This is a genomic window from Flavobacterium procerum (genome assembly GCF_042431625.1).
GTDB classification, from domain to species: Bacteria; Bacteroidota; Bacteroidia; order Flavobacteriales; family Flavobacteriaceae; genus Flavobacterium; species Flavobacterium procerum.
This window is the reverse complement of record NZ_JBHLYW010000022.1, coordinates 308,392-328,772: the sequence shown is the minus strand read 5'-3', so window position 1 is coordinate 328,772 and position 20,381 is coordinate 308,392. Positions and strand designations below refer to the sequence as shown.

Sequence of the window (20,381 nt, the reverse complement as noted above, 5' to 3'; positions counted from 1 at the left end):
ATTTAAACCGAATTGATTATTTATTAATGTAATTGGGATAATTACTTTAAGTTTATTTCCATGGCTTTAAAACTGTTTTATAAGGTGGAACGATGACAGCATCATCGTTCCATTCTTTTTTAATTGATGTATTCCTCATAATTATTGCTTCAATTTATTGAGGAATTTGTTCAATTAAAATTTCATTTCCTGCTTTGTCGAAATAAGTACAAGTCATTTTTTCCATACATACTGCCCATTTTTCAATACCCGATTTAGCACAATCACTGCAAAAAGTTGGATAGTCTGTTTTGCCTTGTTGATGTGCTTTGATATCTGTCTTAAATTGTTCAATATTTGAAACTTGGGAAATAAGTAAAGCATTATAACTAGCATTTGATGAAGTTTTATAGTTATTTATGCCGTAATAATCAGTATGTCCGTCAGATACAAACGTTTCATAATAGGTAACTCCTAAATTTTTGATGTCTTGAATGTACGCAGGAAAATCTGCACCTGATTTTACTTTACTATGCGCTGTTTTTACTTGTTCTACTGTAAACATTTTTTCTTGTTTTTTAATTGTTAAACGTTTTGTTGAATTACATGCAATCATAATGGTCAAAGTAGATGATATGACCGTCGATTTTAAAATTAATTTTACCATCCTTTTGTTTGCATTAAGATTACAATGCAAAGGTGCGATGGTGAAATATCCTGTAATTGTAAAAAATCGTTTTTCTACAAGAATCGTTTGAAGTTTTCAGGTGTATCACCAGTAAATTGTTTGAAATCTTTGATGAAATGTGCTTGGTCGAAGAAGTTGTTTTCGTAACAGATTTCAGTCAGTGTTTTAGTTTTATTCAGATTATCAAGAACTGAATTAAATCGAACAATGGAAGAAAATTTTTTAGGAGTTGTTCCAACTACTTTTCTAAAACGTTTTTCAAATGCACTTTGACTGATAAATAATTTTTCATTTAGCTCTTTTATGCGGACAGCTCCATTATTTTGGTAAATGAGTTTAATTGCTTCAACAATTAATCTGTCTGTTTGATTATCTTTTAGCTCCGACAACAAAAATTGTTCTATGATTTTTATCCGAAGTTTGTCTGTGTTCGCTATTGCCAGCTTTTCTTCAACTTCGGCTATAGAATTTTTATTAAAAATAGTATCAAGAGAAAGACTTAAATTAAAGAGTTCGTATGCAGGATGGGACGCAAAATGAGTAAAACCAATTTCAGTAAAATAAACTAAAACGGTACCTATGTCTGTCGAATTTTTGAAAATCTTGTAGCTGTCTGTAATTCCTGTAATCCCTGAAGAAGTTAGATTAGTTTCATTCTTTTCTTTTATTGTTTTAAGATGCCCTTTGTATTGAAAACCGATTACTAGCTCTGGAGACGGAAAAACTTTATATTCATTTTCCAATTCATTCTCCGATACTACAAAATACTTAATATAGGGCTTTAATTGTTCGGTCGGAAAATGCTTTTCAAATTTCATACTATTGCTTTTTGATTCAATAAAGTTATACAATACTAAATAAAAAATGAATACTTAGAATTATAGATTTACGGCAAATCAAAATTTATTTTGAAATAGTGAAAATTTGGGAAGAATAAAAAAGTAGAACTGTGAACCAAGCGTAGATAAGATGAATCAATGATTACCATGTTCAGCATTAGACGTTTAAATTTAGCCCAATGATAATCACAAATGAAAGAGAGAAAACCTCCAAAAATTAGTAGATTTTTTGGAGGTTTTTATTTTGAAGAATTCGCATAATTTTCATTCTACCATAAGGCTAGTAACTGTTATTACAGGTTTTGTTTGTTGTTTTTTGTGAGGTCAAAATTTAAATTAGTATTCAGTATGACTCCATTGTTATTCTGAAAAACATTTTTTCCTTCTATCTGTCTTCCCAACTGTAGGGTTTGATTGAGGTAACCGCCTTCAATTCTTATGTTTTTATTGAATCTATATCCTAATAAAATGCCAATTCTGTTCTGATCAAAAACATTCATATTTACATTTTTGCCAAATCCAATAAAAATTTCGTCATAAAAAGCTAGGTAAGGTGTTTTATCTTTAATATCATTTCCTTTTAAAGGAATCTGAACCCTGATCATATATCGAATTCTGTTTAATAAAGGAAACTCGTCTTCTTTTGTTTCGTCTGCTGCGCTGTATCTGCCTACAAATCTTTGCTCTAGCATAAATCTATGCGAAAAGTCAAAGATTCCTTCTTTATGATTCAGTTGCATCATTTCAAAAATTCTATGTTCGGTAAAGTCTTTTCCCATTCCATTGAGTGTTATTTCTCCATAAGGATAGGTTTCGATCCAGCCATAACCAGCCCGGAATTGAATTTTTGTGTTTAAGTTATAATTTATGCCAACCCTTAGTAGGCTCTGCTGCCATTGGGTAATCATTTCATTTCTTCTCCATTGGTATTCAGTATGTATTCCGAATTTTTCGGAGATCTTGAATGTCCCAAAAAAATTATACCATCCAATGCTGTTGTTTGTATTGATGCGATTATTCTGCCCGATTACTGCTTGTAAAACGCCTACTGAAAAAATGAAGGCTAGTATTTTTTTTTCATTCATAATTATTTTAAAAACTCAAGTGTTCCATCTGTCAAATTATAAAATACACCGACAATTTTTATTTCTCCTTTCTCTTCCATTTCTCTAAGAATTGGGCTTTTTTTGCGAATTTGATCTATAGTGTAGAGTACGTTATTTTCTGAAACGTATTTTACAAAACTATCATTTTTAGATAATTTTTCACCTTTAAAATCCTGGCTCATTGCTACAGCAGGTTTAATTTTTGAAAGCATGGCGGTAATATTGCCCAATTTTACATCATCAATTGCACCTTTAATAGCTCCGCAGTGCTGGTGTCCCATTACTAAAACCAATTTTGCTCCTGAAACTTTGCAGGCAAATTCCATACTGCCTAGTAAATCTTCATTTACAAAATTACCTGCCACACGACCCACAAAAATATCTCCTAGACCCTGGTCAAATACATCTTCAACTGGTACACGGCTATCAACACAGCTTAATACAACTGCTTTTGGAAATTGTCCTGGCGCTGATTTTCTAGCTTGCTTGCTATGATCACGCACCGTTGTGCTACCTTTTTGAAAACGTTTGTTACCTTCTATAAATTCCTGTAAAATTGCATCAGGGGTAAGTCTGGTTTGCTCTTCCTTAGTCATTACATGAGAAACTACAGGTTTGACATCATTTTGGGGAGAAGGTAGACTTGATTTTTCTGAATTTGTTTTGCCGTTGCAAGAAACCAAAAGTACTGCTGTGCAAAGCATTACCAATGGTTTAAACTGATTTTTCATATTTTTGTTTGAGTTAAGTCCGCCTACTTTGTAAATCGGTGTTCGGCATGTCCGTATATTCTAGCTTCAATATATAACAGGAAAACAGGCTTTTTCCCTACCGGAAAAGTTTCTTAGAATGCCCTTCGTTTGAAAAACAAGCGAATTAAAAAATCTTAAATTAATTTCAGATGAAGTTTAAATGCAATAGTAATTTCCGGATTTCGTGAATTTCTGACATCTCATGTCATTGAATTATAGGGGAAAGAAAGATGTCTATTATTGTCCATTAAAGTCAAACAATGTCCAATAAAAAACCCGCTAAAAGCGAGTTTCTGTTTGTTTTGAGAATTATTCATTCTTCAATTTTGTGACCCTTACTTAACAATTTACAAACCATTTTATGAATGATTTAAAGAAATTAGCCTGGTTTTAAGTGAATTTGTAAGATAATTATTTAGGTTTTATCAAGAAGTGGTTTGTATGTATCGTAGAGGTTTAATGTTCGTGCTACTCACGGCAAGGAATCCCTTAGCTGTTGTAGGTTGTTTTTTAACTTTTCTTAAAAATTTTGTATTTTGGTTTTTCGTAATCTGTTATGTCCAAAATAATATCATAAACACCTGTTAAAATTTCTATATTATCTCCTTTTGGAATTATTCCGTCGCTCATATCTTTTCCAAAATTTAAAGTCCAATCGTCATTAAAACGAAATTTAAACTCTCCTGTTTTTAAAGTCATATTTTTAATTGTCCAAATTCCTTTTGTTTCAGTTTCAACAAGTTTTGCATCAGGGCCATCCCAGCCTTTTTCTGTTGCACTTCCTGCAATTCCCCAGGAAGGAAATATTTTTTTTGCTTTTTTTAGTTGATTTCCTATATGAAAATTTAATGACTCTATTTGTGAAGTCTCGTTTCTTTCAAAAATTACATCACCCATTAATTCTTCAGCGTAAAATAAATTTTCTTTTACAGGATATAGAATAGTTGTGGGCCCGTTTCCACTTTGTAATTTTAATTTATTGTTTTCAACTGTAAGGTAAACTATAAAATTGTTTTCTACTTGATAAGTTCCCACATATTGCTTTAAAGTTTCTGAGCTTATATTGGCTACAATTGGAATTTTATAATCTTTATCGTATAAATTATACAAAGTTTTCATAATAGCATAAGTGGCAGTGTCTAAACCTCTTTCTGTATTTGTAAGCAGTATAATGCAAATATCATCTTCGGGAATTTGAACAAAATTGCTGCAAAAACCGGCTGCATAACCACTATGGCCAACTGTCATTTTTTTAAACATCGGCTTTGTAATCCAACCATAGCCATAATTGTTTTTGAAAGGTGTATATGCTTTTTCTAAACTTTCTTTGGAGATAATCTTGTAATTTTTTAGTCCATTATAATATTTATTTAAATCTTCAACAGTTGAGTATATTCCACCAGCAGCAAAAGGCATAGGCGGATCATAAACAATCGATGGTTTTTGTTCTTTTTCAGAAAAAATTTCATAGCCAGTGGTTTTATTTTCACTTTTTAGATTTTTAAAAGCAAAACCACTTTGCTTCATTTTCAATGGTTTAAATATGTATTTTTCAACTGCTTTTTCGTAACTTATTCCAGTAACTTTTTCAATTACATAGCCTAGAAAATAATATCCTGAGTTAGAATAACTCCAATCAGTTCCAGCAGGAAAATCCAAAGGTTTAGTTTTTTGAAATTCAACAAATGATTTTTCTGTTTGGTCTTTCATATCATTGCCTCTGGTATATTCATAAATTCCAGAGGTATGGGTTAGCAAACTTTCAATTGAAATAGTACTTGCATCAGGATAATCCGGATAGAACTTTGAAAGTTTATCCTGTAATGAAAGTTTTTTTTCTTCTACTAATTTTAAAATTACCGTTGCTGTAAAAGTTTTTGTAATGGAATATATTTGGAAAATGCTGTTAGAGTTATTTTCCTTTTTTAAATCTACATTTGATAATCCGTAACCTTTATTTAGTAAAGTTTCTCCTTTTTCAGAAATAAAAACAGAACCGTTAAATAGATTTTGTTGATTGTAAAATTCAAAAAGCTGTTCTAATTTTTCTTTCTTACTTTGCGTAAAACCCAATTGTGTTATAAATAATAAAATAAAAGTGATTGATTGAATTGATTTCATGTTTTTTTGACTTTTTATTGAATTCTAACTAGCGGTTAGTCCTTTGTGACAGTTGGGTAAAATTATAATAAAAGATTACAAATAAAAATGCCTTACTGAATTTCAAGCAAAATTGAGAGTACAAGTTATATTCATTCCTTCATTATAAAGCATTTTTGAGTCTTTTGAGGTGTAATTTTTCATTTGAGATTTTCATTGTCAAATTCCATAAAACTAAAATTATTGTTAACATAAAGATAAAAAAATTGTAAGTCTAATGTTTTACAGTGTTGAGGAGCGGTTTGAATCCAGTAAGGTCAACTCTACAGGAAAACCAAACCATTTGTTTTTAGAGGTGTTAACTGGTTAAATCGACATAAAAAGGTCAAAAAAAAATCCCATTTCGTTAGAAATGGGATTTTAAGTTTGTGACAGGGACAGGACAAATTACGACATCTTTTTTGGATGATTTAAAGATATTGGCTTTCTATATGTAGTGTCTGTCTTCCATTGGCTTTATAAATTTGGTTTAGATGTTCTGCTGGGGATAAATGTAAAATTTACTTTGTTTACCAAATAAATTTTATTAAAATGTTTGCAAATAACTATTAATTAAAATAGTAAGCATTAAATTTTAAAAGAGAAAGGCATCTTTTCTGTTTCTCCTTCCCTAATTAGGAAGGTGTTTTTTTTTGACCAATATCTGTTCAAAATATTTATCATATGACTTAAACTCCTCTTCCGTAAAGACATGGGGCTCTACATTAAACTCGTCAAGCAGTTTTTTAAAAGCATAATCTAAATTTACTAAATCTTAAAATACCCATTAAGATTTTATGAACGGTAAAGTCATGTGAAAAAGGAATTCTTGGACGAAAGTAAACTGTAAAAATTCTGAATTTGTATTTTTTAAAACTTTTTCCTCTTTTAAGATTTTTCGTAATTTATTAGATTCCTTTTAAGCTACATGGCCAATGTTTTTATAATTAATTTTTATATTTGATTATTAAATTGATTAAAAATGGGTGAAAAAAACAAACCATACGCCTTGATAACAGGCGCAAGCAAAGGCATTGGAAAATCTATTGCTTATGAATTGGCCAGACAGGGATGTCCACTTTTGCTTGTCGCAAGAAGCGAACAGGAATTAAAAGCGCTTTCTGAAGATCTTCAATTAAAATATGGCATCAATGCCGCTGTTTTACCCCTTGATCTTTCTGTGAATGGAGCATCGCAAAAAGTAGCCGATTGGATAAAAGCGAATAGCTGTAGAGTCGGTTTTTTGGTCAACAATGCCGGTTATGGAGTGTGGGGCGATTTCAGTAGGTCTGCTCTAATCGATCAGTTGGGCATGATGCAACTGAACATGAACGTGATGGTAGAACTTTCGCACTTGCTAGTGCCTATACTGTCACAGGAAAAACAAGCCTACATATTAAATATATGCAGCACTGCTGCCTATCAGGCCGTGCCTACATTAGCGGTTTATTCGGCTACAAAGGCTTTTGTTTTGTCGTTTACCCGTGCGCTGCGTTTCGAATTGGCTCCAACTTCAATTTCAGTAACCTGTTTTAGTCCAGGTCCAGTGGATACTGGTTTTGCTTCAAGAGCTGGTTTGGATGCTCTTAGCAAAATGGCTCAAAAATTTAATATGCAACCGGATGAAGTCGCAAAAATGGCAGTTAAAGCAATGTTCAATAAAAAATCAGAAGTTATTCCAGGTTTTGCGAATATCATTTCAGTGTATGCCAATCGCTTACTGCCAAAGGCTTTCATCGAAAAAACAGCAGCTGGGATTTATAAAGTTTAATTTTTTTTCAAAAAAAAATAAAAAAAATATTGATTGTAAAAGAAAAATTATAGTATATTTGTTTTAAATATCTACTAATTCGATAGAATATGTGTAATAAAAGAAATATGTTTAATTTTCCTAAAGGGCAGATGCACGCAATGCGAATGTGTTGTTGCTGTTGTTGTTGCTAAACTTTTAGGTAAAAATTCAAACTTATTTTTCATTTATTAAATATATAATATCATGGTATCTTCATATAAAACATTTACCCTAGCTGATCAATTGACTGATGAGCAGATCAGCTTTTTTAACCAGCACGGTTTTATCCACTTCAAAAAATTTATAAACCCAGAAACGGTTGCAGCAATCATTGATGCTTCGAAAGAAGTCGAGCAGAAATGGATTGAAAAGGATCTTCAAAAAGTAAACGGTGTTCCTATTAAATATGGAAAAGATTTAGATGGATCTCCTATAGTGCAGCGTTTTGCTTTTATCAATCAGCACCATCAAACTTTAAGCGGTCTATTGCTTGATCCGAGATTGGATGGTTTATTGCCATTGGCAGGCGATGGCGCACGATTGGGCACCGAAGAAAAAGACGGAATGGTTTTCAACCATTATATCAACGGGCCAGAAAGCAAGTTTGCTAAAATGGGCTGGCACACAGACGGTTTAAGAGATGTTTTTTATGGTACGAAATTAAACCCGATGCTGAATGTGGGTATTCACTTAAGCACTTTAAAACCAGAGAACGGTGGCCTTAAAATCATTCCCGGTACCCACAAGCAAAGTCTTTACCAGATGCTTTTTCGCAAAAAATACTTTTTAGACCATAAGGCAGATCCAGAGGAAGTTTCCATCAATCCGGAAGCGGGAGATTTAACCATTCACGACGGCCGTTTGTGGCACAGGGTTGCAGAATCGGCTGTACGCGGTGAAGAAAGCAGAAGAAGGGTTATTTATGTTCCGATAATAGCAGGAAAATATGCTCCTAAAAACGAGAACAGCCCAACGGTTTTCTATCAACGCTTTGCAGGAATTGTTAAATAGGCATGCTGTTTGTCCTTGCATTTAGTTATCTTGTTAGATCAGGTAAGCTAAAAACAACTACCGATTTTTTTAAGAATATGAAGCGGAAAATAAAACTAAAAATTATAAAACTGGAATTAGGCATGCTATAAAGGCTACCGAATATTGGGTTGATATGGGAAAAGAAATACAGTTTGAAGGCAAAAGTGCCCTTGCACAAAGGATATTTTCAGATCGCAAGCGAACCAACATTTTAAAAAGAGCTGAACAGTCAGCGATTGTATTTTTACTTCCAAAGCTGCCTGGATTCGTTTCGCCAAATTTACTTACGCTACTAGGAACACTTGGCTCGGGATTTGTTTTCCTGGCTTTTGTTTTAGGCGCTTATGCGGCAGAGTGGTATCTGCTATTCGGGATTATCGGGTTGGCTGTAAATTGGTTTGGCGATTCTTTAGACGGAAGACTGGCTTATTATAGAAATATTCCCCGACGCTGGTATGGTTTTGCCCTCGATATTATTGCCGACTGGATTGGTATTGCATTTATAGGTTTTGGCTACTATATTTATGCTGAAAATGGCACACAGATTATAGCTTTTGCTTTTGTGGCATTGTATGGCTGGTCGATCATCATCAGCCAGCTGCGCTACAAAATTACAGATGAGTACAGTATAGATTCTGGCTTTGTAGGCCCTACAGAACTCCGATTCATAATTGCTTTCATTTTAATTGCAGAAGTTTTATTCCATGGATCAATTGCCTTTCTGGCTGGCTTAATCACTCTTGTTTTGCTCATAATTAACATTGTAGACAGCATAAAGCTTTTAAAGCAGGGCGATTTAAAAGATAAAAACCAAAACTGATGTTTACAAAGAAAGCCATTTTGACTTTTCTAAAGGCGCAGGTTGCGGCATTTTTAGGTGGCATTGCAGATTATGGCTTAATGATTGTATTAACAGAAGCTTTTAAACTGCATTTTGCGTTTTCTATTTTAGTCTCCGGGACCGTTGGCGCCATTATCAATTTCAGCATCAATAGATTTTGGGTATTTAAGAATCAATCAGGTTACAGCATTCCCATCAATAGCCAGCTTTTAAAATTTGGGCTGGTGGTACTGGGAAGCATTTCATTAAAATCATTTGGTACGCTTTTTTTACAAAATGCATTTCAGATCGATTATAGAATTGGAAGAGTCATCACGGATCTTTTTGTTTCGTATGGCTTTAATTATCCACTGATCAAATATTGGGTTTTTAGGATAAACGAAAAACAGTCTGTAATCGAATCAAATTAATATATTTAATTTTGTTATGAAGAAATTATTATTTAAATATTCTACAAAATCACTAATCGTTATAACGATTTTAGCAGGCATAATTTCTGGTGATGTATCGGCTCAAACCGATAATCCGTCGCCATTGCATTTTCCTACGCCCAAAAATATAGATGATATGGTGTTTTACATACAGCGGGACCCAAATACAAATACAGCAGTTTATGCCATAAACTATCAGGAAAATGGAGAAATAAACAAAAGCAATCCTATAAAAGCATATTGGATTCGATACGCTGAGAAAGGAGAAAAAAAAGATTTTACTTATATACAGCGAAAATTTGCTTACGGATTAGAAAGCAAGGCCCTAAACAATGAGGAGTTTGATCTTCAATTCGTTTCCTATAAGAAGCTGCACCTAACCTTGAAAAAGATAGCTTCAGATCAGAAATATCATGTTTTTGCGCATGTAAATCAGAAAAGAATACAAATAGAAAAAATATTCGTGCGCATCGAAGGAGGTTCTTTTTGGCTGCCCAACGTAAAGTATGCCGAAGTTACCGGAATTGATGCTCTCTCGAATAAGAAAATTACGGAAAGATTGCTGTTAAAATAATACGACTCTGCAGCTTGAACAATCTTTCTTTAAATATTTAGCGCTTTGAATTGCCTCACTGATTTTACGCATCTCAAGATTTAATGCTGCTGGAACTAATTTTTTTATATAAAGAATAAATTCATTGATAACCGACAGACAAGTATTGATGATGCAGAAAGCAATGCAATTACGCTCAATAGGATTATTTATTTGGCAGACAATTGCTCTGGCATTTAGCATTTCCATGCTGTATTTAATGTTCTTATTGTTTAAGTTTTTGCGAAAAAAGGCTAGGTAGTTAAGCAGGTATAATCGGTAAAAACCTGATTTTGTTATATTTAGACCTTGTTTAGGCAGGGGCGGTGTTCTGATGAATTTTATCTTAATTCATTTGCTTAAAAAATAAATTTTATCATTACTCCCACTACAGCTGCTATTGCAATGATGACAGGCTCTTGGATTTTCTTAATATACAGTAAAGAAAGAATGACGAAAAAAGCGATCAAAGCAGTCGGAACATCTATGATGCTTCTTTTCGCAATTACAATTACCGATCCAACCAGAGCACCTAACACTGCTGCTGTGATGCCTTCCACAAAGGCCTTTACGCTTTTGTTATGGACTATTCTTTTAAAGAATGGAGCAAGCGAAATGGTGAATAGATAGCAGGGAAGGAAGGTTGCCATTGCTGCGGCAATAGCGCCTGCAACGCCATCTACTAGGTATCCTATAAAACCTACTGTTATGACAACTGGACCAGGTGTAATCATTGCGACAGCCACCGAATCCAGAAACTGCTGCTCTGTCAGCCATTCGTTTTCAACCACTACTACTGAATGCAGAAAGGGAACGATCGCCAATCCGCTTCCAAATACAAAGGCACCTGCTTTGGCAAAGAAAATAAAAATCTTCAAAAGTGTTCCGTTTTCAAAATCCCATATTCCGGATAAAAAAACAATGGAGATGTTTGCTGTTTTTGAAATTTTAGCCATAGGGCGGGCTTTGATCAGCATATAGATTAAACCGGCGGCAATGAATACCAGAATCTGCTCGCGTTCGGTTACATAGGTTACTGCCAGTAAGATAATAAAGAACAGCCAGAGCAACCATTTTTCCTTCAAGGATTCCAGGCTGAATTTTCCAATTGATTTGATTGTAAGTCTGTATGCGCTCAGGGTGATTATTCCAATAACGCCTGCACCTACACCATAAAAAACCGATTGGATCCAAAACAGTCCGCCGTAGAGCTGGTAGACAATGCCAAGAGCCAGCACCATCAGAAAAGAAGGCAGCACAAAAGCGAATCCGGCCAGAGTGGCACCCAGAAAGCTGTAGTGGACATAGCCGATATATATACCCAGCTGCGCAGCTAGAGGGCCAGGAGCAAGCTGTGCTAGCGCCAGACCTTCTTTGTATTCTTCTTCGGAAATCCATTTCCTGTATTCCACCAAATCTTGATGCATATAGCCGACAAGGGCGACAGGCTCTCCAAAACCGATTGAGCCCAGCCTTAGAAAATACAGAGTGAGCTCTCTTAAAGAATATTTTGATTTTTGAGTTATAACAATGATTTTAAAAAGAAATGCCAACTTGAAAACCGGCAGTAAAAGAAGCTGGATGCCCATTGCCAAAGCGCACGGGCAGAGGCAGTGCGAGAAAATAACTGCAGTTTGGGCCTTTAAGCACAATCTTGCTCAGAACCGGGGTAAAACCATATCTTCCCGAAGATTCGAAAGCGGCTCTTCCTGCAAAGGTATATCCTTTTCCCAAGGTAGCCAGAATTCCGGGATGAAACAGAAGATTGGTTACCTTGCTGCTTCCCTGATCATCTTTTATATTAGGTACAACTTCAAAAGAAAATCCGATTTTTTCATTTTTCCACAAGTTTACTCCCACTGGAACCCCCACTGCATAATAATCCCTGAAATTAAGCGTTGTTTCGTCCTTGTTTATGGTCACAATAGGATGCATGATCCCGACGTAGGCCGATATCTTATGAAAGCTGTTTTGTGAAAACGAAGAGGCTGAAAGCAGCAGCATTAAAAAGCACTGCAGATTTTTTAATGGCATTGGTTTTTGTTTTTAGAATATAAAAACAAAGCTACCGCTATCAGATGGCAGTGAATAGAACGTATCTTACGTTTTGTATATTGCTTACTTTTTCTGGATTTTTTTTCGGTGGGCAGATGGATTGTGTCCTGTATGAAGCTTGAAAATCCTGGTAAAATGGCTCTGATCGGAAAATCCTGTCATGTAGGCGATTTCAGTAAGGGTATAGTCTGTACCCTCAATGAGGCTGATTGCTTTTTCAATTCGCTGCTTTCTGACATATTCTCCAAAATTCAGATCTTCAAAGTGCTTGGAGAATTCCCGAGAAATATATGAAGGATTTAGGTCCAGTTCGCTGGAAATTTTTTTAAGGTCGAAAGCAAACTGCGCATCAATCTGGTCCTGGATCATGTTTTTCAATTCCTTTACCCAGGAAGGGGTTTTTGCAGATTTGCTGTCTTTTAAAAACTTGCTGTAGACTTCGTGCAGCAGCTTTTCAAACGGGCTGTTCTGCAGGTGCTTCTCTTTGTACATGTGCACAGCCCAGCTGTATAGCGCATCATAGAGGATCATGCCTGTTTCAAGCAATTGACCGTCATCTGAGATATTGTGGGCAAGTCCTGCAGAAATTGCCCAAAGCCCAGCTGACTCGGCTGCAATCTCATGCCGATCGGTATCGGCCCCCCGCACAATTGATGCAATTATTGACACGGCAGGATCGTTTATTGCATATTTTTTTATTATATAGTCAAAAGTGCACTGATCGTGGTAGTGCGTGAATTCTACATCTGGGATATCAAAAGGGACAGCATTCAAACGTGAGGCCTCCGAGATCACCTTGCCAAAAGGCACGAAAATAAATTCAGCATCAGCATCCACAAAGTTTTTGATAAGCCATGGACAGGCGATTCTGTCTATTTTAGGTCTTTCTCTTGTGATCCATTTCATAAAAAGTTCCGGTTTTAATCTGACGCATGCTAATTTACACTTTTATCATCTAATTCTGCCCGTCGGACCAGTTTAATGGATTTAGGGTAAAAACAGGGTCTGCAGAAAGGGCGGCTGACGGTATAGTTAGCTTAGGAAGACAGCAAAGACTATTGCGTAAAATTTATCGATGCATGCCGAATTATTTAATTGGTTTGCCTATGCTTCAAATTTATGGCATTAAAAGAGTAGGAAACCATCAGATAGCTCCAGAATGCGGTTTTGTCTGTTTCTTGTATTTTTGGGAGATTCTCCATGGAGCCTCTCGACTGGAAAATAGAAAAGGCGCAGTTAAGCTCTAATTGTTTTATCGGAATGTTTCGTTGAATAGTATTTTGTTGTAATAATTAAGATTAATTATTTGACAAGTATTATCATAAATTAAAGGATAATGAATTCTTTAATATGAAATGATTGTTTATTTTGCTAGTTTTTGCTTTAACTGTTTAATTTCTCTGTTTTTATTATTAATCTCATTTTTCAGGAAGCTATTTTGCTCTCTTAACAATTCTGATTGTGTTTCTAAAGATTTTATTAACTTGTAAATATTTGTATCATTTTCTATATCATTTTTCTTCATTTGATCAATCTTTACTTCTTTCTCTTCTCCAATTAATGTAGTTAAGTCAGTAGATAAAATAGTAGATATTTCTTTTAAAATTTTGATATCAATTTTATATTTATTGTTTTCAATTTTAGAATAGGTTGATTGGCTTATTCCTAACTTTTCGTATATTACTACAGATTTAATGTCTTTTGTTAGTCGTATTTTTCTAATTAATTCACCTATATTCATAAAATTTTAAAGAATTTTAATTTACATGTAATTTTTGTAAATGTATTAAAAATCTTAATATTCTTTTATTACTAAGGAAAAGAATTTTTTTAATTTTCATAAAGTTTTAACAAGAAATATAATTTGCCCAAACGAAGTATTTTTTATTCTTATTTGTAATATTTTATTTAGTTTAGGAATTCTATATTTTACTAATGAATAGATAGACAAGCTTTAAGTTATTATTTTTCATTGATTATTAATATAAATTTTAAAGTTATGAAAAAACTAGAATTAAAAAATCTTACAGTAAAAAAACTAAGTAAAAGTGAGTTAGAAAACGTAAAAGGGGGAGATCAGGGGAAAGATCCAACTTCTGGACCATGTAATCAATCTTCAACTTGGCCAGTGAAGTGTACTTCAAAAGCTTGGAACTGCACTACTAATTAAACAAGGAATAAAATTATAAAGAGTGATTTTCATAATTTATGAAGATTACTCTTTTTAATTACTGTGAATCAAAGTTTTTTATGATATGGATGAAGTGATATTTAAAATAGAGAGTAATATATGGGAATTAGTACCAGATGAAAATAAAATTGGCATAATGGATGGTTTATCTGGTATAGCTCTATTTTATTATAATCTATATGAAGTTTTTAAAAATGAGGATTATAAAAATAAATTATTAATAATTATCGATAAAATTAATAAGTTAATACATGAAGAGCACACATCAGCTACTCTTTGTAGTGGAATTGCAGGATATGGATTAATGCTTTTAAGAATAAAAAATAATTTTATTGATGTTGATGAAGAATATTTTACAAACATTGATTTATTTCTTCAATGTGAACTTAATGAGTTGACATCTGAAAATAAATATGATTATTTACATGGCGCAATGGGTATTGCTAAATATTTTTTAGAACGTTACAAAACTAATAAGAATGATTTAGTAATTGAAATTCTATATAAATTTTCACAAGAATTTATTGAAAAAATTAATACGAAGTTTGAAGATGTTCTACGAGAGCCTCTGTTTACTGATCAACACTGTTATTATTTTGGTTTAGCTCACGGAGTTGCTGGATATATAAATTTTTTAATTGATTTAAAAAGAAGTTTTGTGGAAATGAAATTAGATATTAAAAAACCATTATATATAATTTCAGATTTCTTAACATACTATAAAAGGGTACATAGTAGTTCAAAACAATTTTATCCTAATTTAATTATTTTAGAAACTGATCTTCAAATAGAACCTATTGTAAGTTGGTGCCAAGGAGATTTAGGTATATCTAACGCATTATTTAACTTAGGTCTCTATTTTAACGACAATTCTATAAGATGCGAAGCAATTGAAGCAGTTAGCAATGTGAGTCGTATTTTACCAGTTGATTCAGGAGTAAAAGATTATACGTTTTGTCACGGTTCAATAGGTGTAATTCTTCAGTATGATTTGGCTTTGTCTAATATGAATATAGATTTAAATGATTCGATTAAAGAATGGAATAATAATTTATCTCAACAGACAAATAATTTTAATGAGTTATTAACATATTACGATGGATCATATATGAAAGAAATTAACCTTTTAAATGGTTTAGCAGGTTTGGGTATGGGGATACTAACTTTACAAAAGCAAAGTTCATTCCAATGGTTGGATATATTTAATTTACATTAATAGTTATATACATAAATAAAACAAATATAGTAATCCAATAAGGCACATGATTTTTTTTGATAATATAGTAAAACGAGTTGCAAATTTTTCGATTCAATCATACGAAGAGAATAGAAAGAACAAAATCAACTTTTTTAAAACTAATGAGTTATTTAGACTTTCCATTTTAATCTCATCAAGAACATTATATGAAGATGTTATTAAAAGTAAGGATGATAAAATTAAAAAATCGTTATCTAAATATTTTATCAGGGCACATTTTAATCCTACACCATTTGGTGTTTTCAATAGTGTTGGAACTCTTAAATGGGGAAATTCAACCGTAATAATAAATGACAAGGTACTTGCATTAAATGTGAAGTATGACAGTTTGTTTTTTTCAAATCATTTAAATTCTATTTCTGGGAACGAATGGTTAAAAAAAATGTATTGTATTAATCCCTCGATACATTTTTTGAACAATTCAAAAATAAGTTTTTTTAAATCAGATATAAATAATGGTGATAAGGTGGAGCAACAACATGTTGAAATTGATTATGATAGTGATTTAGAATGGTTAATAAACAGGTTTAAAAAACTTACAGTTCTTGAAGATGTTTTAAATGAGATAATTTTAGAGGGGTTTGAAATAGACGAGGTGAAATCGTACTTGAAAAATGTTGTAGATTGCGGATTGATTATTGACTATTTTCTTTTTTATCCGTACGCGGAAAAATTATCAAAACCTAATAAATCCCTAGATTCAAAATTGGTGAGAAAAGATTTTTATATACTAGCAGAATCAAATGAAATTAAAAATTTTTCTCAGCAATACTTAGGTGAACAAGATCGTTTTTTTAAATTTGAAAATAATGAGGGTAAGTACTCGCATGCAGTCAATACATACGATAAAGAAGGAGGTACTTTAGATTTTGATTTTAAAGAAAAAATAGGACGCTACATTGAGTTTACTATTCAATACAACTCCCATACTTCTTATAGAAATGATACATTAAAAAAGTTTATTGGTAAAATAGGTGAGCGTTATAATGATGGATTTATACCAATAAGTAAAATTTTTAATCCATATTCAGGATTAGCATACACATCCCTTTTGGAATCTTATGATTTAAAATTAGATCAAGAAGTTCTACGAAAGATTTTAGCAGAGACAGAAGATGATATATATTTGAATTTGCCCTTAAATTCAAATAAAGAAAAAAAGACAAATAAACTGCCTGCTTCATTTAGTGTTATGGCTGAAGGATTAATTTGTAAAAAAACAAAAGCAAAAATCTTGTATATAAAATCATTAGGATCTAGTTCAGCTTTAAATTTAATAGCACGATTTAGTGATATTACAAATAGTATTTGCCAAGAGATTGTTGATTTCGAGAAAGAAATGAATAGTGAAAAAATTTTAGCAGACATTAACTGTATTGGTACTTTTAGAAGTATAAACGTAACGGCTAAAAAACAATTTTATGACTTCTCTATTCCAATCAATACATCATTCGATGGCGAAAATGCCATATTACTTTCTGATATATTTGTACATTTAAATGGAGGGGATTTAAGACTTGTATCCCAAAAATATAAAAAGGAAATTCTACCTAAAATAACCTCTGCATTAAATCCTATTCTTTCTGATTCAGAGATATATAGGTTTTTATGTGATTTTGAATACTACAATCAAGAAATGTATGGAGTTATTTTTAATTTTAATTCATATAGTTATTTTAAGCCTTATGTTCCTAGAATTTATATGGAAGAGAACGTGTTGCTTTCTCCTGCACAAATATTGCTGGTAGATAAAGATTATACATTTGTTGAGTTTATAAAATATTTATTAGAAAAGATTGAACATTATAATTTCTCAACATTAATTAATATTGTGGAAAGACAGGGAGTACTTGTGCTTGATACCGAAGATGAAGATGATATAAAATTTCTTTATGAGAAAATTAAAGAAAATAAGTTCACATATATATCTGAGTCATTGTATGAATCTTTTAATCCGCTTGTGATAGATAATGGTAATTCAAATTATTCTCATGAATTGGTAATAGGTGTAAAAAACACTAGTTATTTCAGAAATGTAGTTGCCTATGATAATATTGATGAAATTTCGAATAACAATGTAAATATTCCAATAATTTCTGATTGGTTATATGTTGAAATGTTTTCAAATTCTTATTCAAATAAAGATATTTTAAAATATGTTTATAATGAGATTCTTGAAAATACTGCAGTTAGTTTATTCTTTTTTGTTAATTATTACAATCCTGATAAATGTCTGAGGTTACGATTTAAAACTAATTCTCACGAAAATAAAGAAAATATAATCGGTAAAATACATGAGTTGAAAAATATAAATCTTATTAGTAAGTATCATATATCTCTTTATGACCAAGAGATACACAGGTATGGAGGTGTAAGGTTAATGGAATTGGCAGAAGATATATTCAATCTAGATAGTTTAAATCTTTTAGTCACAATTGTAAATGGAGAATTAAATGATGATTTAATTAAAGTGATGGCAATATTAAAGATAAAAAGCTATCTTGAATTGTTTGAATTCTCGCTGGATGAAATGATTGACTATTGCGAAGATTTAATTAATATGTTTCAAAATGAATTTAAGCTGACTTCAGATTTAAGAAAGTCATTTAATAAAGAATTTTTAACAATTAAATTTCTGATTAATGAATTTGAGTTCTCCAATTATTTAAATAATGAAAAGATTAAAAAGAGCATTGAAGTTGAACTAGATGATAATTTTGACAAGAAAAATTATGTCTCAATTTTGATTCATATGAGTATGAACAGGCATTTTGAAGACAATCAAAGGTTTAATGAGTTTAAGACCTATTATTTGACTAAGTCTTTTTTAAATCAAATGAAATTTACAAAAAAAGGACAATGAGAAAGTTAAGATTGCTTTTGTGTATCCTGTCTTTACAGATTGGGTATTCTCAAAATAATGTAAGTGAAGTTAAGAAGCTAATGACGACTGCTAAAGTTTGGGGTTTTTTGAAATATTATCATCCAAATGTTGCAAATGGAAGTAAACAATGGGATAATCAACTTATACAAATTTTACCTCAGATAGAAAAGTCAAAAACAGCACTTGAATTCTCAAAAATTATTGAAAACTGGGTAGATTCATTAGGAATGGTCAAGGAAATTAATATTGTTCCGTCTAAGGATGTTATTTATTATGATCGTAATTTTGATTTATCTTGGATAGTTCAAAATGAATTATTTTCTAAAGATCTTTCTCAAAAACTTAAATTAATAGAAGTTAATAGGTATCAAGGGGTGCCGTATTATGTTGGAAACACTGAAGCGGGAAATATATTTTTAATGAATGAAAAGTCAATTGATTTTCAGTGGAGTAATAAGAGTCTACGTTTATTAGCTCTTTTTCGATATTGGAATATTATTGAATATTTCTACCCCTATAAATATTTGATGGATAAAAGTTGGAGCAAAACCCTTGAAGACATGTTGCCTAATTTTTTAAATGTTAACAATGAAGACGATTTTAAATTAGCAATGTTAAAATTGGTTGTCCGTATAAATGATACTCATTCATCATTTTATTACACAATGTCTAAAAATATTGGGAAAATGAGAAAATTTCTTCCTATGAGTTGTGTCATTCTGGATCAAAAAATGGTGGTGACAGAAATTTTAAGCGATACGTTAGCGGAACATTATGATATTAAGATTGGTGATGTGATTAACAAAGTTGATGGAAAAACTATTGCGCAAATTATTAGAGACGAAAGACCATATATAAGTGCGTCAAATGAATCAGCATATGTTCTGAATCTGGTTTCTGAAATTTCTTCTGGTTATAATGATTTTATAGATTTAGAGTTCACGCGCAACAAAATTACCACTAGCAAAAGAGTTGAATGTTTTGACTATAATATATCACACAGTAATGAATTTAAAAAATCGAAAAAGGAAAAATTCTATGTGCTAGAAGATAATATAGGTTATGTAAATATGGGCAAACTCAAAATATCTGAAGTTCCTCTAATGATCGATAAGTTACGTGACACACAAGCCATAATTTTAGATTCCAGGAACTATCCAAAGGGGGCTAATTTTGAAATTTCTAAATTTCTAAATTCAAGCCCAAAACCTTTTGCTAAATACACAATTCCTGATCTCAGTTACCCAGGTAAATTTTATTGGCTGCAAGAATTATCTATTTGCGGGATAGAAAATAAAAATAATTACAAAGGTAAAGTGATTATTTTAGTAAATGAGAATTCGTTAAGTCAATCTGAATGGGCAACGATGTGTTTTCAAACCGCGGATAATGCTAAAGTAATAGGCAGTCAAACAGCGGGAGCAGATGGTAACACCAGCCATATAGATTTTGTTAAAGATTACGATGCGCCTTTTTCAGGAATAGGCGTTTACTATCCTGACGGTAAAGAAACCCAGAGAATTGGAATCGTTCCTGACATAGTTGTAAAACGTAGTATTTCAGGTATACAACAGGGAAAGGACGAAGTGTTGGATCGAGCAATTTTCTATATTAAAAATGATAAATAAAATTTTGGATATTAAAACGAGAATTGGAGAGGGAATAAATCGATTTTAAGTCCCAGTTGGGTTGTAATTAATAATCTTATATGTGAGAGTAATTTAATTAATGTAAGATGGACCGTTATCTAAATGAGATTCCATTATTAGTCTTTTAAAAAGTAGTTGAATGCAATTTAGGGG

The 20,381-nt window shown here is 32.1% G+C and carries 18 protein-coding genes; 9 read left to right on the top strand and 9 right to left on the bottom strand.

Going from position 1 to position 20,381, the window contains the following annotated elements; translation table 11 throughout:
• Nucleotides 1-154: 154 nt before the first annotated feature.
• The 5 genes from ACFFLS_RS20955 to ACFFLS_RS20935 form a co-directional block, all read right to left on the bottom strand.
• Nucleotides 155-544 carry a DUF1398 domain-containing protein gene (locus ACFFLS_RS20955; RefSeq protein ID WP_379687183.1) on the bottom strand — a complete coding sequence of 130 codons (390 nt, stop codon included), beginning with the start codon at nt 542-544 and terminating at the stop codon, nt 155-157.
• Nucleotides 545-720: 176 nt separating this feature from the next.
• Nucleotides 721-1,485, bottom strand: coding sequence for a helix-turn-helix domain-containing protein (locus ACFFLS_RS20950; protein WP_379689637.1), 765 nt, complete (start codon nt 1,483-1,485; stop codon nt 721-723).
• Between the two features lie 314 nt (nt 1,486-1,799).
• A complete protein-coding gene (locus ACFFLS_RS20945) occupies nt 1,800-2,591 on the bottom strand; it encodes a DUF2490 domain-containing protein (RefSeq protein ID WP_379687180.1) in 792 nt (263 codons plus the stop codon).
• 2 nt (nt 2,592-2,593) lie between these two features.
• On the bottom strand, nt 2,594-3,343 hold the full coding sequence (locus ACFFLS_RS20940) for a carbonic anhydrase family protein (protein WP_379687179.1): 750 nt from the start codon (nt 3,341-3,343) through the stop codon (nt 2,594-2,596).
• Nucleotides 3,344-3,874: 531 nt separating this feature from the next.
• Complete coding sequence (locus tag ACFFLS_RS20935) at nt 3,875-5,485, bottom strand: serine hydrolase (protein ID WP_379687177.1); 1,611 nt, start codon at nt 5,483-5,485, stop codon at nt 3,875-3,877.
• A gap of 1,000 nt (nt 5,486-6,485) precedes the next feature.
• Between ACFFLS_RS20935 and ACFFLS_RS20930 the strand changes: the two genes are divergently transcribed.
• The 5 genes from ACFFLS_RS20930 (at nt 6,486) to ACFFLS_RS20910 (ending at nt 10,173) form a co-directional block, all read left to right on the top strand.
• A complete protein-coding gene (locus tag ACFFLS_RS20930; protein WP_379687176.1) occupies nt 6,486-7,274 on the top strand; it encodes an SDR family NAD(P)-dependent oxidoreductase in 789 nt (262 codons plus the stop codon).
• A 225-nt stretch (nt 7,275-7,499) separates the two neighbouring features.
• Complete coding sequence (locus ACFFLS_RS20925) at nt 7,500-8,306, top strand: phytanoyl-CoA dioxygenase family protein (RefSeq protein WP_379687174.1); 807 nt, start codon at nt 7,500-7,502, stop codon at nt 8,304-8,306.
• Nucleotides 8,307-8,460: 154 nt separating this feature from the next.
• Nucleotides 8,461-9,147, top strand: coding sequence for a CDP-alcohol phosphatidyltransferase family protein (locus tag ACFFLS_RS20920; protein ID WP_379687172.1), 687 nt, complete (start codon nt 8,461-8,463; stop codon nt 9,145-9,147).
• A complete protein-coding gene (locus ACFFLS_RS20915; protein WP_379687171.1) occupies nt 9,147-9,578 on the top strand; it encodes a GtrA family protein in 432 nt (143 codons plus the stop codon). The genes ACFFLS_RS20920 and ACFFLS_RS20915 overlap by 1 nt, the downstream gene beginning before the upstream one ends.
• 16 nt (nt 9,579-9,594) lie before the next feature.
• The gene (locus tag ACFFLS_RS20910; protein WP_379687169.1) at nt 9,595-10,173 is read left to right on the top strand and encodes a DUF4833 domain-containing protein; all 579 of its coding nucleotides are present in this window, start codon (nt 9,595-9,597) and stop codon (nt 10,171-10,173) included.
• A gap of 377 nt (nt 10,174-10,550) precedes the next feature.
• Here the strand turns inward: ACFFLS_RS20910 and ACFFLS_RS20905 are convergent, their stop codons facing one another.
• The 4 genes from ACFFLS_RS20905 to ACFFLS_RS20890 all read right to left on the bottom strand — a co-directional run bounded on the left by ACFFLS_RS20905 (nt 10,551) and on the right by ACFFLS_RS20890 (nt 13,987).
• Complete coding sequence (locus ACFFLS_RS20905) at nt 10,551-11,780, bottom strand: chromate transporter (RefSeq protein ID WP_379687167.1); 1,230 nt, start codon at nt 11,778-11,780, stop codon at nt 10,551-10,553.
• Nucleotides 11,728-12,225, bottom strand: coding sequence for a hypothetical protein (locus tag ACFFLS_RS20900; RefSeq protein ID WP_379687165.1), 498 nt, complete (start codon nt 12,223-12,225; stop codon nt 11,728-11,730). The genes ACFFLS_RS20905 and ACFFLS_RS20900 overlap by 53 nt, the downstream gene beginning before the upstream one ends.
• Before the next feature lie 84 nt (nt 12,226-12,309).
• Entirely contained in the window at nt 12,310-13,152 is an 843-nt protein-coding gene (locus tag ACFFLS_RS20895) for a chromate resistance protein ChrB domain-containing protein (protein ID WP_379687164.1), read from the bottom strand.
• A 457-nt stretch (nt 13,153-13,609) separates the two neighbouring features.
• Nucleotides 13,610-13,987: a helix-turn-helix domain-containing protein gene (locus ACFFLS_RS20890; protein ID WP_379687162.1), complete on the bottom strand. Its 378-nt coding sequence runs from the start codon at nt 13,985-13,987 to the stop codon at nt 13,610-13,612.
• A 258-nt stretch (nt 13,988-14,245) separates the two neighbouring features.
• On the opposite strand from ACFFLS_RS20890, the gene ACFFLS_RS20885 reads away from it, so the two are divergent.
• From ACFFLS_RS20885 to ACFFLS_RS20870, 4 genes are all read left to right on the top strand, one after another.
• Complete coding sequence (locus ACFFLS_RS20885) at nt 14,246-14,416, top strand: TIGR04149 family rSAM-modified RiPP (protein WP_379687161.1); 171 nt, start codon at nt 14,246-14,248, stop codon at nt 14,414-14,416.
• Between the two features lie 85 nt (nt 14,417-14,501).
• The gene (locus ACFFLS_RS20880) at nt 14,502-15,653 is read left to right on the top strand and encodes a lanthionine synthetase LanC family protein (RefSeq protein WP_379687159.1); all 1,152 of its coding nucleotides are present in this window, start codon (nt 14,502-14,504) and stop codon (nt 15,651-15,653) included.
• A gap of 46 nt (nt 15,654-15,699) precedes the next feature.
• Nucleotides 15,700-18,558 carry a lantibiotic dehydratase gene (locus ACFFLS_RS20875; RefSeq protein ID WP_379687158.1) on the top strand — a complete coding sequence of 953 codons (2,859 nt, stop codon included), beginning with the start codon at nt 15,700-15,702 and terminating at the stop codon, nt 18,556-18,558.
• Nucleotides 18,555-20,207: a S41 family peptidase gene (locus ACFFLS_RS20870; protein ID WP_379687156.1), complete on the top strand. Its 1,653-nt coding sequence runs from the start codon at nt 18,555-18,557 to the stop codon at nt 20,205-20,207. The genes ACFFLS_RS20875 and ACFFLS_RS20870 overlap by 4 nt, the downstream gene beginning before the upstream one ends.
• Nucleotides 20,208-20,381 lie beyond the last annotated feature (174 nt).

What these genes read in the sequence shown, in the direction of transcription:
- ACFFLS_RS20955 (WP_379687183.1), bottom strand. Translation starts at nt 544, where the DNA reads ATGTTTACAGTAGAACAAGTAAAAACAGCGCATAGTAAAGTAAAATCA.
- ACFFLS_RS20950 (WP_379689637.1), bottom strand. Translation starts at nt 1,485, where the DNA reads ATGAAATTTGAAAAGCATTTTCCGACCGAACAATTAAAGCCCTATATT.
- ACFFLS_RS20945 (WP_379687180.1), bottom strand. Translation starts at nt 2,591, where the DNA reads ATGAATGAAAAAAAAATACTAGCCTTCATTTTTTCAGTAGGCGTTTTA.
- ACFFLS_RS20940 (WP_379687179.1), bottom strand. Translation starts at nt 3,343, where the DNA reads ATGAAAAATCAGTTTAAACCATTGGTAATGCTTTGCACAGCAGTACTT.
- ACFFLS_RS20935 (WP_379687177.1), bottom strand. Translation starts at nt 5,485, where the DNA reads ATGAAATCAATTCAATCAATCACTTTTATTTTATTATTTATAACACAA.
- ACFFLS_RS20930 (WP_379687176.1), top strand. Translation starts at nt 6,486, where the DNA reads ATGGGTGAAAAAAACAAACCATACGCCTTGATAACAGGCGCAAGCAAA.
- ACFFLS_RS20925 (WP_379687174.1), top strand. Translation starts at nt 7,500, where the DNA reads ATGGTATCTTCATATAAAACATTTACCCTAGCTGATCAATTGACTGAT.
- ACFFLS_RS20920 (WP_379687172.1), top strand. Translation starts at nt 8,461, where the DNA reads ATGGGAAAAGAAATACAGTTTGAAGGCAAAAGTGCCCTTGCACAAAGG.
- ACFFLS_RS20915 (WP_379687171.1), top strand. Translation starts at nt 9,147, where the DNA reads ATGTTTACAAAGAAAGCCATTTTGACTTTTCTAAAGGCGCAGGTTGCG.
- ACFFLS_RS20910 (WP_379687169.1), top strand. Translation starts at nt 9,595, where the DNA reads ATGAAGAAATTATTATTTAAATATTCTACAAAATCACTAATCGTTATA.
- ACFFLS_RS20905 (WP_379687167.1), bottom strand. Translation starts at nt 11,780, where the DNA reads ATGGGCATCCAGCTTCTTTTACTGCCGGTTTTCAAGTTGGCATTTCTT.
- ACFFLS_RS20900 (WP_379687165.1), bottom strand. Translation starts at nt 12,225, where the DNA reads ATGCCATTAAAAAATCTGCAGTGCTTTTTAATGCTGCTGCTTTCAGCC.
- ACFFLS_RS20895 (WP_379687164.1), bottom strand. Translation starts at nt 13,152, where the DNA reads ATGAAATGGATCACAAGAGAAAGACCTAAAATAGACAGAATCGCCTGT.
- ACFFLS_RS20890 (WP_379687162.1), bottom strand. Translation starts at nt 13,987, where the DNA reads ATGAATATAGGTGAATTAATTAGAAAAATACGACTAACAAAAGACATT.
- ACFFLS_RS20885 (WP_379687161.1), top strand. Translation starts at nt 14,246, where the DNA reads ATGAAAAAACTAGAATTAAAAAATCTTACAGTAAAAAAACTAAGTAAA.
- ACFFLS_RS20880 (WP_379687159.1), top strand. Translation starts at nt 14,502, where the DNA reads ATGGATGAAGTGATATTTAAAATAGAGAGTAATATATGGGAATTAGTA.
- ACFFLS_RS20875 (WP_379687158.1), top strand. Translation starts at nt 15,700, where the DNA reads ATGATTTTTTTTGATAATATAGTAAAACGAGTTGCAAATTTTTCGATT.
- ACFFLS_RS20870 (WP_379687156.1), top strand. Translation starts at nt 18,555, where the DNA reads ATGAGAAAGTTAAGATTGCTTTTGTGTATCCTGTCTTTACAGATTGGG.